Here is a 13,255-nt window from a genome sequence, read left to right on the forward strand (position 1 = left end):
AGTTTATTTCCCCTTTGGTTCGGCGTGCAGGTCTTTGAAGAACTTCAATCCAGGTGCCCACATATGCATGACCGGGTTGACGTCGCAGTGGATGACTGCGCATTTGCCGCTGGCGTAAGCCTGTTCCAGTGCAAAGCGCAGATCTTTCGGGTCGCTGACGCGCGCTCCGTGGGCACCCATGCTTTCGGCAAGCTTGTCGAATTGAATTTCCCCAAGGTCCGATTTGATGCTTTCTTCGGCACTGAGCGATTTTTTGATCAGGGTTTTCACCGGTTTCAAGGCAAAATGCTGATTCATTTTCACCATGCCCCATTGCTTGTCACAAAAAACGAGATAGATGACCTGCAAGTTGTTGCGCACCGCCGTTTCAATCTCCTGAGGATGGAAGCCCATCGCGCCGTCGCCGATCATACAGACAACCGGCTTGCCGGGATTTGCGACAGCTGCCCCAAGTGCCTGAGCCGTTCCGGCACCGAGCATACCGAATTTAAAGGTGGAAAAGACCGTGGCCGGTTTTTCAATCTGGTAATAGAAGTTGGACCAGATGGTTGTATTGCCGCCGTCAAATACGACTGGCGTGTCTTTCGGGAAGACTTGCTGGACAGTTGCCGGAATATGGGCGGAATTCATCGGAACCGACAGATCGGATAGTTTCTCGTCGAGTTTTCTGCGGTCCTTTTCCCGTTCCTGGCTGAAGCGGTCGATGTATTTTTGCATGGCGGCCGTGTTCAATTGGTCTTTTTTAGCTGCCAATTTGTCATGGAGCTTTGTTAAAAAGCTGGCGATATCGCCGTGGATGGCCAGTTCGACGGGTTTATTGCTGCCTAATGTACCAGGGTCGAGATCCACCTGGACGACTTTCTGGTCTTTGTTCCAATAAGGCGCTTTGCCCCACCAATCCGTTTCGCCGAGGCGTGACCCCAGCACCAGCACCAGGTCGGATTCATTCCGGATATTGTTATTGGCTTCGATATGGACCATCGGCATGGCATGGGGACTGCTTTCAGGAATCGCACCGCGTCCCGCCCAGCTGGTCGTCACGAGCGTATTGAGCAGTCGGGCGACTTTTTCGAGTGGTTCCGAAGCCTGTGCATGGAGTACGCCATAGCCTGCATGGATGATCGGAAACTTCGCCTGTAAAATCAGCTCGACTGTCCGGTCGATTTGAGCATCTGACGGTTCCGGTTGGACAATCGAACGGTATTGATGCGGCTGCCAAAATGCCGGATCCGCTTTGACTTTTCCGTTGAGGATGTTTTCAGGGATGTCCAAATGCACAACGCCCGGCCGGCCCTCGTAGCATTTCCGCAGTGCGCGCCGCATCATTTCGGGAATCCGGTCAAAAGAAGGGACCGCTTCACTCCATTTTGCAAATTGGGAAATCACCCCTGTTTGATTGAAACACTGGTATGTACCGCCGCGGTCCGGATACATGATGCCTGTCCGGCGTGAACTGGTGATGACGAGTACGCGGTTTCCTTCGGCTTCTTCGACCACCAAACCGGGTAAAATATTCGCCACACCCGGACCGTTGCTTGCCATGCAGACGCCCAATTTCCCGGTGGAGCGGGCATAAGCGCCTGCCATATGTGCCGCACTCGTTTCATGGCGCGGTGTGGTCAATTCAATGCCATGCGGTTTCAGCTTGGAATAAAAGCCAAAATACGTCCCATCGATAATGCCGAATATGTTTTGAACCCCTTCAATTTGCAGCATTTTTGCGACTACTTCGCCGCCTGTAATTTCTCCCATTTTGTTAGCCCCCTATTTAAGTCAGTTACTAAATTTCGGTAAATTCCACTGATGTTGTCGCTTGTTGGGATTTTTCGGTTTGTCATGATGCCATTGCCGGATAATGCATCTTCCACCAAAATGGGGATGCTTGCGGTGACTTGTTCCAAATCAAGGCATTTGAGTGCTTCTTCTATTAAATAGAATTCTTCATTCAGCTCCTGGATGAATGCCCGGACACTGTCGACACCAAGTGCTTTTGCAATTTCCCCATAGCGTTCACGCGCTGCGTCTTCTCCGAACGCAATCACATATGGATGCATAAGTGCCACGCTCAAACCGTGCGGCATCGAAAATCGGGTGCCGAGAGGCCGTGCCGTCGCATGCGCTAGGTTTGTCGAACTGTTTGAAAAAGCGAGCCCGGCAAACATGCTTCCGCGCAGCATTTCGTCGCGTGCCTGTAAGTTTTCGGGCTCGTGATACGCCGTCCGGATGGAATGGCCGATCAGGCGGATGGCTTCAAGCGCAAAAGAGTCGCTGATGGGCGATGCAAGCGTTGAGACATAGGCTTCGATAGCGTGCGCGAGTGCATCAAGACCGGTTTCAGCAGTGATTTTCGGCGACATGCTGACGGTCAGTTCCGGATCCAATACCACGACATCCGGAACCAATGCGGGATGTGCCGGGTTTAATTTACGGTTTAACGCGAGATCCGTGATGACCGTGACTTTGGTGACTTCGCTTCCGGTTCCGGCAGTTGTCGGCACCGCAATGAGCGGAATTTTCTTCAAGCTGCCATGTTTCGGAATGTCGCTAAGCGAAAGGCCGGGATTTGCAGCGAGAACCGCTAATGCTTTAGCCAGATCCACTGCCGTGCCGCCGCCGATCGCCAAAATGCCATCTGCTTTAGACAGGATGAATTCTTTTACGGCGCTTTCGAGGTGTTCAGTCGTCGGTTCACTTTGAAAGTCCGTGAAATAATGAACGTCAATATTGGCAGAAGCAAAAACGTCCGGTAAGCTGTTTTTTGTCCGCTCACTCAATAAAACGAAGAGAGAACTTGCCCGTATAGCCAGGCAGGCGGGTCCCAAGTCTTTCACACTTCCGTTACCATGGATGATTTGCGGGGCAAAGGTTATCGTTGAAGCCAACTGTTTCACCGTCCTTGTTTTTTCATCTTCAGCCGGAATACATACATTTCCGGCTTTACAACACTTCTGTAATATTCAACCGGTTGGCCTGCCGCATCTTTGATCAGCCGGTCGACCATCAAGGCGTTCACTCCGGCTTCCAGGCCGAGTTCGTCCGCTTCTTCGGTTTGTAAGGGCTTACATGATATAGCTTGTTCCGCTTCATGCATGGTGACGTTCAAGTCGTTTTCCAAAATATCGTAGATGGTGACGGTATGTAAATCATACTGTTCAAGTGCGGATCCGAGCTCAGGTGCATAATAATGGCTTTCGATGGCAATCGGTTCTCCGTCCGCTGTCCTGAGCCTTTTGATCAAATGCAACTTCTCTTGCTTCATCGCGGATGCAATCAGATCGGGTGGGGTGACAAGTCCGCTGAACAATAATTTCGACCCTGGTTTCATGCCCATCTGTGTGACCGTATCGGTTAAACTGTGAATCGCGTGGAGCCATTCATGAACTTGTTTATTCCTTTTGATAAATGTGCCTTTCCCGTGGATTTTCTCGACGATCCCATCATTGACGAGATGGTTGATCGCTTCTCGGATCGTCGTTCGGCTGACGGCAAAACGCTCCATCAATTCCCGTTCGCTCGGAACTTTGTCCTGATAGGCACCTGCAGCTATTTCTTCTTTCAGCTCATCCCGTATCTGAAAATGAAAGGGAATAGGGCTGTCTGTATCAAACATTTTAACCACCCCTTTTATTCGTCATGACGTCACTACCAGTTGTTGTAGTTTTGATTATAATGATAGAGGAGAAAAATTGCTACTAAAATATTTAAATCTTCTAAAAATTGTAACGATTGGTTTTTCGGGAAGAATAAAAAGTCTTTTAAGAGAAGTATACTGACATAACTAAATGGGGCACTATAAAACATCTGCGAAATGGTACACTTTACACAAACACTGAAACCCAAGATTTTTTTGTATGGCAAAGTCGTATATTCAAGCGAAATAAAATGGGCCGTTGTAAAAGGCATAATAAACGGCCACTTAACCAATGGGGAAATCATAGAGAAGTACGGCACTAGAAATATTGCTGCAATAACAAGGTGAAGCGTGAAAACCATAGTTAATAAAAATCAGATCAAAGGCTGCGAAATGATAAAAAATTAAATTCGATTCAATAAAAAAGGGGTTTTACCGATGGCAATCGCAAACTACACGAAGTTCCAGCAGTACAAAGAATCTATCCAATCCATACCGTCTTCCTATACAGAAGAGTCGTTGATCCATGAAGATTTCTTACTGGAAAGAGACGACAAGAGGAAGCTTGAGATTTATTACGCGCCTTTTGAAGCACTTATGAGCGCACTCTCGTGACTTTAGTCGTGAGTTAGTGAATGCTCTTTTTTTTGGACTTTCATGCTACATATGGCATACTATATGTAGAGGTGAACGAGATGACTAAAGCCAGTAAGGGTAGGGGTTACGTCTACTATTTACATTATCACATCGTATGGTGTGTTAAATACCGGAATGCCGTGTTGGTCGGCGACGTGGAACGCGATACTAAAGCGGTTCTTCGAGAGATCGCCGATGAACAAAAAATTGAGATTCTTTCACTCGAAACCGACAAAGACCATGTCCACATGCTTATCAGTTGTACGCCTCAACAGACGATTCCATCGATTCTGAAATCGTTCAAAGGGACGTCGGCGAGACGGCTGTTCCTGCTTCATCCGTCGCTCAAGAATGCGTTATGGGGCGGCCATTTGTGGAACCCCAGTTATTTCGCCGCGACGGTGAGCGATACCACCGACGAACAGATTAAACACTACATCGAACACCAACAAATCAACTGGAAATGAGGGGAAACCGCATGCTGAAAGCCTATAGCTATCGACTGTATCCCACGGCGTCGCAACAAACGTATTTTGCAAAAGCATTCGGCAGCGTGCGGTTTCTCTACAACCAGATGCTGGCTGACCGGAAAGACCATTACGAAAAATACAAACACGACCCGCAATTGTTGCGTTCGATTAAGCCACGTACGTACACATCGTTCAAACAGGACTTCCCGTGGCTGAAAGAAATCGATAATTTGGCGCTGGCCAACGCGAAACTCAATTTAGACGCGGCCTACCAGAAGTTCTTCAAACAAGGCGCGAACTTCCCGGTGTATAAATCCAAACATCGGTCAAAAGCCAGTTACAAAACGAACAATCAAAAAGGGTCGATTCGAATCGAAGGCAAACGCATCAAATTGCCCAAAATCGGATTCGTCAAATTCACGCAGCACCGGAAGTTTACTGGCACCGTCAAGTCCTGTACGGTGCGCATGAAACCCAGCGGCAAGTATTATATTTCCGTTCTTGTCGAGCAAGACGACCTGTTATGGATTCCCGCCCAGCATAAAATCGGTATCGATTTGGGGTTGACCGACTTTGCGATTACCACAAACGATGCCGGTATTTCCGAAAAAATTGCCAATCCCAGATATCTGCAAAAAGCGGAAAAGAAATTAAAACGCGCCCAGCAACGGTTGTCGCGCAAACAACACGGCAGCAAAAACCGGGACAAGGCGCGAGTGGTCGTTGCAAAAAAACACGAAAAGATTGCCAATCAGCGCAAAGACTTTTTGCATAAGTTGTCTCACCGGATCGTTCACGAAAACCAAGTGATCGCCATCGAGACGCTTTCCAGCAAAAACCTGATGCGGAATCGCCGGTTGGCCAAAGCCATTGCGAGTGTCAGTTGGTCTGAATTTACACGCCAGCTCGAATACAAGGCGTTGTGGCTGGGGCGTACGCTGATTAAAGCCGACAGATGGTACCCATCCAGCCAAATCTGTTCGGCCTGTGGGGATAGAGGTTCCAGGAAACCCCTAGCGATTCGTTCGTGGACATGTACACCTTGTGGAACACACCATGACCGGGACATCAATGCCAGTCAGAATTTATTGGCACTGGCGTTATAAGATTCAAGTAGGAGGCGGGAACCGTCTTTTGAGCCTACCGTAATCATTTCCGCTGCATGCGCTGGACGTTACAACAGACGCACGCAAGGAAGATGTTTGTAGGAAGCTGGCGGCTTTAGTCGTGAGTAGTTCACGAACGACATATTGAAGAAGTACGTGACAGAAAATTTTGTGGCTGAACTGGAAAAATTGGGTGACGCCTTGATCATTCCGCTCGGCGTCAACGTGTCGAACGCCTTGGATTACCTAAAGGATCAAGGGCTGGTTGCACCGGGGAATATCCTGTCCGGCTTTCCGCATCCATCAGGCGGCAATGGCCATCGCCATAAACAATTCGCTGAAAACAAAGCCGCGATGGAAGAAAAGCTGAAAAATCATTTTCTTCAGGTGGAAGCGGCGAACTAATCAAATGGAATGCTTATCGTTAAAATGAAAAAGGCAGATAGCGAAATAATCGCTATCTGCCTTTTCATATGCTAGTATACTTCGATTTGCCCCATCATGCCGTTATCTTCATGCTCCAAGATGTGGCAATGGAAAACGAAAATCCCTTTTTCGGGGAACGTGACAAGCAGTTTTACCCGTTCGCCGGGTTCGACCCGCACGCTATCTTTCAAACCTTGTTCGTTGGGTTCCACCTCTTCGCCATCACGGGAAATGATTTTGAACTGGGTGCCGTGAATATGGAAGGGGTGAATCATGCCCCCCATCATATCGGGTCTGTTATAAACTTCCCATACTTCCGTAACGCCTTGTTCCTGACGAAAGTCAATGCGGTCCATATCGAACTTGTTCCCATTGATCGTCACCATATCGGCCATACCGAACAATTCGATGTCCTTCGTGACAGGCCTTGTTTTTTCCTGTTCGGTCAGGAAGGGCTCTTCGGCTGTCCGCAGTTTGGCGGAGTCTGCCGGAGAATCATCAAGAGCCAGGTCAAAAGGCAGTAATTCCGTTCCATCATCATTGATGATGGCGAGGGACTCCTCCTCCGTCATCGATGAAAAGTCGATGAGAATTTCAGCGCGTTCCGAAGCGGCTAATGTCAGGCTGTCGGTTTCCACCGGTTCGTCCAGCAGGCCGCCATCAGAAGCAATTTGCGTGAAGCTGGCGTTATTGCTCAATCGGAACGTGTAATTCCGCGCATTCGCTCCGTTCAACAGCCGAAAGCGCATGACCGATTCGGTGACAGTCAGTTTTGGATTAATGGTACCGTTGACGAGGGAAATATCGCCTAGGGTTCCGTCCTGGTTCATGAGCCTGTTGTAATTCAATTGTTTGTTTTCATCAAACAGGCGGTCTTGGAAAATGAGCGGAATATCATCAACGCCGTACTCATCGGGAAGTTCCGAATCAGAGCCCGGTTTCTCGCCAATGAGCAGCATCCCGGAAAGGCCTTTAAATACTTGTTCAGCTGTCGAGCCGTGAACATGGGGATGATACCAAAGGGTAGCAGCGGGCTGGTCCGCTTCCAAAGTGATGATTTGGCTGTCGCCGGGCTGGATTTCACCGTGTGGACCACCATCAATTTCACCGGCAACTTCCAGGCCGTGCCAATGGAATGTTGTCGGTTCATCCAGGTCATTTGTAATTTTGACGTCCACACTTTCACCTTCCTCCAACTTAAGCGTCGGGCCAAGTAAATCGCCGTTATACCCGAACGTGTCAGTTGAGATGCCTTCGAAAAATTCAGTGGACCCTTCCTGGGCGGTAACTTCATAATCGAAGTCCCGTCCTTGCTGCTTTTCCAATATTGGAGGAATCTGCAGCTCATTTATGCCTTCAGAGGATTCAAGGGTCGGAACATTCCCATGGTTCATCATGCCACCACCCATACCACCCATGCTTCTCTCATTCACGTCTTCTTGGTCCATGCCGCCCTGACCCCCGTCCATGTGGCCGTTGTTCATCGAGGAGTTGGTGTTATCATAGTTGCTGCAGCCGAGTAGGATGAAACTGAGGGCGAATGAACCTACTATAATTTTTTTCACTTCTGTCACTTCCTTTCATTGCAAATATTTCTATATAAGTTGAGCTAATGATTTATTTTAGTCGATACTCCGCAAAACAGCTCCGCTTTCGGGCCCGCAGGATGCGGGTCATGCAGGTGGCGCGACAGGACGTCGCGATGCCAGCTGCCAAGGGCTCCCGCCCAATCCTCCTCGTCCGCTGCGCTCCCTGCGGTGTATCGGTCGAATCGCTAAGCCGCAGGAGTCTTCGCTATTTTGCTCCATATCTATGAGAGTTCTCTGGCGCCGGTGCAGCTCAGGACGAGTTTGGGCACTAAGGTGAGTGTTCTTCTCGTCTTATCGTGTGAACCAAGGTATGCCAGAAGAATTTGCTTCACCTTTATGCAAAATCAGAATGGATGTGCTTCTCTTTCTTTGAAGAGTGCCTCTTTAATAGAACAAGCCTTTAGGGAAAAACTCTTTTCAGTGCTTTGTATGTTGGCGAAAGATGGAATTGCCGAGTTTGTTTTTTACATAAAAAATAACCTTAAAACAACCCAGCTTATTAGAAGAAACCCGCTTGACAGAGCTATGAGATACCCTATGAACAAGTTGTTTTCTTTATTTTGCAGTTGTTTGTATTCCGTAAAAGTGATTTCCCCTTTAGCGTAGCTTAAGCCGATTTCAGTTGGTTCAATATCGAAGCGCATGCCTTCTCCATCTTCTAAAATCACTTTGCAGACTAATGGAAGGTCTTCTTTGAACGGGATATCCTCTAACGGTTGATTTTGGAGTTCAATATGTTTCTTTCCGATAAATTCTATTGAAATCGGTTTATAGATGGAGTGTCTTCTGATTTTTTCACTCATGATATAAGCTTGCCGTTCAATTTCATTATTCGACATGCACATATTTCCCACCCCATCTTTTGTCGTTATTTATTGCGGCTTTGATATAAATTCAATTGTTTCCCGGTCAGTTTTAGTCGGCAACTGGAAGTCTTGCTGATATTTCTCATGTCCTTTCCCAGTAATCAAAATCCAATCGCCCATTCGGCTTTCCTGAATCGCCTTTTCAACGGCTAAGGTGCGATCGAAGATGATACGCCCTTTTTCATTTCCATAGTTGTCATTTAACTGTGTACAAGTCTCTAACATCTCTTTGCTGGACACCGAATTTAAGTCATCCGAAGTTAATATATATTGATCACTCAATTCAGCTGTTAGGGTCAGCATCTCATCTCTCTTACTGGAATCTCTGTCTCCCCGGAATCCGAAAATATGAATAATTCTGTTGGCACCGCATTGTTTTGCAGTCGTTAGGCAGTGAACAATCGCATCTGGTGTATGAGCATAGTCCACTATAATTGTCGCGCCGTTTGCCTGTTTCGAAACTTCGAACCTGCCATCGACTCCCTCGAATTCACGAAGTGATTGAAGAATACTTTCCTTGCTTAATCCCATCAGCTTTGCTGTCCCATATGCCATTAACGTGTTGTACATATTGTGTATCCCGGGGATTGAGGAAAATGCAGCGATGCATTCATTATTTTCTCTAAAAGATACGATGGAGTTTTGTAAGTCGAAATCTATAATGCGAAGCTGACTTTTATCGGATTTTCCAATCTGATAAACTAATTTCCCTTCGTTTTGCAAAGCATCCGTCAACTTTTCTCCCCAAGGATTATCTGTGTTAGCTATAACTTTTCCAGCTGGATTCAACTGCTTAAACAGCAACAATTTAGCTTGGAAATAGTCCTCCATTGAGCGGTGATAATCAAGGTGTTCAGGATGAAGGTTTGTAAATAAGCAATAATCAAAAGCAATGCCTTCTAGACGGTGCTGAGCCAAACCATGGGATGATACCTCCATGATCATGACCTCATCGTTACTGAGAGCGATGAGTTTGTTTAATAGGAGTGAGCTTGGAGTTGTATTGGAACTGGGAGTACGCTCACCGTTTATAATATTGTGTATCGTGCCGATTACGGAACAGGTCTTTCCGTTGCTTTCCAATAGATGCTTTAGCATATAACTTGTCGTGGTTTTTCCATTGGTGCCGGTAATTCCAATCATCACTTTCTGCTTGGAGGGGTCACCATAGAAATTATTTGCAATTATTCCGAGTGCTTTTCTGCTGTTTGCCACTTGAATATATGGGATTGAGAGATCTGCAGAAGGCTGTTCTCCTACGATCACGGCAGCACCTTTTGCAATCGCATCATCTATATAATCATGACCATCACTGCCTAGTCCTTTAATAGCGACGAATAGATCGCCTCTATCAACATCTTTCGAATTATCCGCGAGTCCATGAATCAGTAAATCTGCAGCCGTATTTTCTAACTTCTTTTTTAAGTCAAGTCCATCTAACAGTTGGTGTAATTTCATTTGCTTGTCTAACCTCACAATGACTATCTGGATTCGTCTATTTTAAATGAAATCTATGGAGAAGGTGTGCAGAAGAGGATAGATAAAAAAGCTGAAAAAATTTCACTTCTTTGTAATGAAAATAAAAGAAGAAGATGGTTTTATAAGCGGCATATAGTTATGGAAGCACATCATGCGAGGGGATGGAACATTGCTTCGTTTTCACTCTTTTTCAGCGGTTTGATTTAACAGTTCAGTGCCTGTTGTTTTGAATGTCTTCCGATTACGAAGAAAAAATTATAAATTAGGATGATCCAAACCCTGTTTTCATTAAATTAATTGGAGTTTGGGTTATTTTTTTGTGTTTTCTCCACAATTTCTCGAAAAAGATTTTATAAACTAAAAGTTAACTAATTTATTCAACCGTTTTAAAGTCGTTAACTTTCGTTACTTGGAAATATCCTTCTATATGAGGAGAGGCATTATGAAAAGATCAGAACCAAAACAGTCCTCAGTAACAGTGAAGTTGAACTGAACAGGACAACCTTCACGACGCAGCCACAATCCAAATGGGAAATTCGCACGAAAAAAATAGGGGCCATGACCAAAACCGTCACAGCTATCAAGACCCGGGCGTAATAGGGATGGCCATTTTTAACCGGCGGCCATCCACTAATTGAATTTGCTTGCAGAGGCATTCAAGAAACGATCTAGCTTTAGGAGGGATGAAATGAAAATTCAAATCATATGTGAGAACTGCAGTACAGTTGCGGAGCTTCTCCCTCGCAGTAAAGATGCTGAGGTGGGTATCCGAACAGTAAATCAAAAATTTTTCGTTGGCGTGAGCTGGAAGAACGAAGTAATTGAGAACTTTCAAGAAGATTTTATCAACAAATTGGGCAAGGCCATCTCAAATGAGGAAAGAAAAGAAATCCTGGAAGATGGGATAACAAGGAACACGATAGCAGAAACTGTCGATTTCGAATTAAGTTTTACGTGCAGAGGATGCGGGGATCGAATTACTTTAAACGACTTTCAATTAATCGATTATATTGGATTTTAATAAAGTATAAGAATCGAATGAAAGCCAGTATACAGATAGGTGAATAAGTTTTATCAAATATTTTTTCAGACTCAGCCATTCAAAAAGCATCTTCAGCTATTTATTAGCAGAAGATGCTTTTATTCATAAGTGGAAGCACAGACTGTATGACGCTCATAAAAACCTTTCAGACAAGGTGCAGCTGTCTGTGTTAAATCAAATAAAAGACGTCTGTTCTAGAAAATCACGACAATTATCAAAACAATGTAAGGCAGTTTAAAGAGGTGGTCATAGTGGGGTGGCTTTTCTTAAGGCAACACAAAGCAGGTACATTTTCATATTAAGCTTAATCTCGATAGTTTCTCCACAAGTTTCCCTTAATGTATGAAGAGTTTTGAAATGCACTTATCTTTTGTAAGTAAAATGGCGCTTATTTTTGGATGGCTATGGTAATTTAATGAAATTTAAGCAACTTGTAAGCTGGAGTGTATTAACAAATACATAGCAACGACAGTTTTAAGAAAGAATTGAGGAGATATCACCTATTGGCAACAACTAAAGACTGAATATCCGGAAGGAGAATTTGTAAGTGAACTTGAAATCGAAATGGATGGTGACGGGTGTTTCAACTGTATTAGCCTTCACTATGTACTTGCCAACAACGAATGCAGAGACATTAAGCGAACTTGAAAAAAAGCAACAGGAGACGCAACAAAAAAAGAGTGAACTAGATGCTGGAATCAACGAAAAATCACATGCAATCAGCGAAAATCAAACGAAGTTAACCGGAATCATGACGAAAATCACGGAACTGGATAATAAAATTAAAGAAACTGAATTCAAAATTGTTAGAGCTCAGGAAGAAATCGATCAAACTAGAAGTGACATTGATGAGGTGAAAAAATCAATTAAAGTACTTGAAGATAAAATTGCTGAGCGAACACAGTTACTTAAGGAACGTGCCCGTGCCATTCAAAAAAGCGGCGGGTCAGTGGATTACATAGATGTTTTGCTTGGGGCAAATAGCTTTATTGATTTTATCGATCGCTTCTCTGCGGTAAATACATTAATTGAAGCAGATCGAGAAATTATGTTGCAACAAGCGCAAGACAAAGAGCTTTTAGCTGAACAAAAAACCGAAGTGGAGACAAAGCTCACCGAACAAAAAGAACGCCAAGCAGAACTTCAAGAGCTTCAAAATTCACTTGCTGGCCAAAAGAATAAGCAACAGGAGTTAGTAAAAGAGCTGACTGTGGAACAGAACCGATTAGCAAGTGCAAAATCCGAACTGGAAGATCGGTTTGAAGAAGAAATAGAAATCAGTGTTGATTTGGAACAACAAATCGCAGCTGAGCAAACTCGTCTTGCTGAATTAGCCAGGATAGCGGAAGAAGAACGCCAACGTCACGCAGCGGCTGAAGCTGAAAAACAGCGAGAAGTAACCGCTAAAAAGCAAGTGGAGGAAGAACGTGCGGCTGCAGATCGCAAAGCGGCAATTGCATCACAAAAGACTGAAAAAACGAATGCTTCAAATATAATAATACAAGCCGAAAAGACGGAATCTAACTATACAGCCCCTGCTGCTTCAACAAGTTCTCCATTTAGTAGACCGGCAGCGGGCCGGCACACATCGGGATTTGGCGGACGGGACATTGGCGACGGGGCTGAAACGCATTTAGGGTACGATATTGCGAATGTAACCGGCACACCTATCATGGCAGCTGCACAGGGTTTTGTATCCTTTGCCGGTGTAATGGGGGGATATGGAAATGTCGTGATTCTTACTCATTCGATTAATGGACAAACACATGCGACGGTCTATGCTCATATGAGTTCCATCAATGTTGCGGTTGGACAATCTGTTTCACCAGGTCAACAAGTCGGAGGCATGGGGAATACGGGACGTTCCACAGGAACCCATCTGCATTTTGAAGTTCATGTAGGACCCTGGAACGGTGCACGTTCGAATGCGGTAGATCCAGCTCAGTATATTAGATAATCCTTTAAACAATCAGCATTTTCTACTATGCCGATTGTTTTTTCTTCTATACC

The 13,255-nt window shown here is 45.3% G+C and carries 12 protein-coding genes; 6 read left to right on the plus strand and 6 right to left on the minus strand.

Annotated elements, in window-relative coordinates:
* Positions 1 to 3: 3 nt before the first annotated feature.
* The 3 genes from AC1MEO_RS02880 to AC1MEO_RS02890 are packed head-to-tail and all read right to left on the minus strand — an operon-like array spanning position 4 to position 3,610.
* On the minus strand, positions 4 to 1,752 hold the full coding sequence (locus tag AC1MEO_RS02880) for a thiamine pyrophosphate-binding protein (RefSeq protein WP_480334196.1): 1,749 nt from the start codon (positions 1,750 to 1,752) through the stop codon (positions 4 to 6).
* Positions 1,725 to 2,882, minus strand: coding sequence for an iron-containing alcohol dehydrogenase (locus AC1MEO_RS02885; protein ID WP_480334197.1), 1,158 nt, complete (start codon positions 2,880 to 2,882; stop codon positions 1,725 to 1,727). Before AC1MEO_RS02885 ends, AC1MEO_RS02880 begins: the two co-directional genes overlap by 28 nt.
* Positions 2,883 to 2,887: 5 nt before the next feature.
* Positions 2,888 to 3,610 carry a GntR family transcriptional regulator gene (locus AC1MEO_RS02890; protein WP_480334198.1) on the minus strand — a complete coding sequence of 241 codons (723 nt, stop codon included), beginning with the start codon at positions 3,608 to 3,610 and terminating at the stop codon, positions 2,888 to 2,890.
* Positions 3,611 to 4,069: 459 nt separating this feature from the next.
* Here AC1MEO_RS02890 and AC1MEO_RS02895 point away from each other — a divergent pair, with 459 nt between their 5' ends.
* From AC1MEO_RS02895 to AC1MEO_RS02910, 4 genes are all read left to right on the plus strand, one after another.
* A complete protein-coding gene (locus AC1MEO_RS02895) occupies positions 4,070 to 4,246 on the plus strand; it encodes a hypothetical protein (protein ID WP_480334200.1) in 177 nt (58 codons plus the stop codon).
* Between the two features lie 80 nt (positions 4,247 to 4,326).
* Positions 4,327 to 4,734 (plus strand): IS200/IS605 family transposase, encoded by a 408-nt coding sequence (gene tnpA, locus AC1MEO_RS02900; protein ID WP_480334202.1) that lies wholly within the window; start codon positions 4,327 to 4,329, stop codon positions 4,732 to 4,734.
* 11 nt (positions 4,735 to 4,745) lie between these two features.
* On the plus strand, positions 4,746 to 5,843 hold the full coding sequence (tnpB, locus tag AC1MEO_RS02905) for an IS200/IS605 family element RNA-guided endonuclease TnpB (protein ID WP_480334203.1): 1,098 nt from the start codon (positions 4,746 to 4,748) through the stop codon (positions 5,841 to 5,843).
* A 156-nt stretch (positions 5,844 to 5,999) separates the two neighbouring features.
* The gene (locus tag AC1MEO_RS02910) at positions 6,000 to 6,248 is read left to right on the plus strand and encodes a hypothetical protein (protein ID WP_480334205.1); all 249 of its coding nucleotides are present in this window, start codon (positions 6,000 to 6,002) and stop codon (positions 6,246 to 6,248) included.
* 71 nt (positions 6,249 to 6,319) lie between these two features.
* Here AC1MEO_RS02910 and AC1MEO_RS02915 read toward each other — a convergent pair whose 3' ends face one another.
* The 3 genes from AC1MEO_RS02915 to AC1MEO_RS02925 form a co-directional block, all read right to left on the minus strand.
* Positions 6,320 to 7,834 carry a multicopper oxidase family protein gene (locus AC1MEO_RS02915; protein WP_480334207.1) on the minus strand — a complete coding sequence of 505 codons (1,515 nt, stop codon included), beginning with the start codon at positions 7,832 to 7,834 and terminating at the stop codon, positions 6,320 to 6,322.
* A gap of 488 nt (positions 7,835 to 8,322) precedes the next feature.
* Positions 8,323 to 8,697 (minus strand): hypothetical protein, encoded by a 375-nt coding sequence (locus AC1MEO_RS02920; protein WP_480334209.1) that lies wholly within the window; start codon positions 8,695 to 8,697, stop codon positions 8,323 to 8,325.
* 33 nt (positions 8,698 to 8,730) lie between these two features.
* Positions 8,731 to 10,182 (minus strand): UDP-N-acetylmuramoyl-L-alanyl-D-glutamate--2,6-diaminopimelate ligase, encoded by a 1,452-nt coding sequence (locus AC1MEO_RS02925; RefSeq protein WP_480334211.1) that lies wholly within the window; start codon positions 10,180 to 10,182, stop codon positions 8,731 to 8,733.
* 709 nt (positions 10,183 to 10,891) lie between these two features.
* Here AC1MEO_RS02925 and AC1MEO_RS02930 point away from each other — a divergent pair.
* Together AC1MEO_RS02930 and AC1MEO_RS02935 are read left to right on the plus strand one after the other, a co-directional pair.
* Positions 10,892 to 11,224: a hypothetical protein gene (locus AC1MEO_RS02930; RefSeq protein WP_480334213.1), complete on the plus strand. Its 333-nt coding sequence runs from the start codon at positions 10,892 to 10,894 to the stop codon at positions 11,222 to 11,224.
* Positions 11,225 to 11,792: 568 nt separating this feature from the next.
* Positions 11,793 to 13,202 carry a murein hydrolase activator EnvC family protein gene (locus tag AC1MEO_RS02935; protein WP_480334215.1) on the plus strand — a complete coding sequence of 470 codons (1,410 nt, stop codon included), beginning with the start codon at positions 11,793 to 11,795 and terminating at the stop codon, positions 13,200 to 13,202.
* The last annotated feature ends 53 nt before the right edge of the window (positions 13,203 to 13,255 follow it).

The organism is Planococcus sp. BI3, from assembly GCF_056680115.1.

Coding starts and splice junctions, on each gene's coding strand:
- AC1MEO_RS02880 (WP_480334196.1), bottom strand. CDS start 1,752: ATGGGAGAAATTACAGGCGGCGAAGTAGTCGCAAAAATGCTGCAAATT.
- tnpB (WP_480334203.1), top strand. CDS start 4,746: ATGCTGAAAGCCTATAGCTATCGACTGTATCCCACGGCGTCGCAACAA.
- AC1MEO_RS02925 (WP_480334211.1), bottom strand. CDS start 10,182: ATGAAATTACACCAACTGTTAGATGGACTTGACTTAAAAAAGAAGTTA.
- AC1MEO_RS02890 (WP_480334198.1), bottom strand. CDS start 3,610: ATGTTTGATACAGACAGCCCTATTCCCTTTCATTTTCAGATACGGGAT.
- AC1MEO_RS02920 (WP_480334209.1), bottom strand. CDS start 8,697: ATGTCGAATAATGAAATTGAACGGCAAGCTTATATCATGAGTGAAAAA.
- AC1MEO_RS02930 (WP_480334213.1), top strand. CDS start 10,892: ATGAAAATTCAAATCATATGTGAGAACTGCAGTACAGTTGCGGAGCTT.
- tnpA (WP_480334202.1), top strand. CDS start 4,327: ATGACTAAAGCCAGTAAGGGTAGGGGTTACGTCTACTATTTACATTAT.
- AC1MEO_RS02895 (WP_480334200.1), top strand. CDS start 4,070: ATGGCAATCGCAAACTACACGAAGTTCCAGCAGTACAAAGAATCTATC.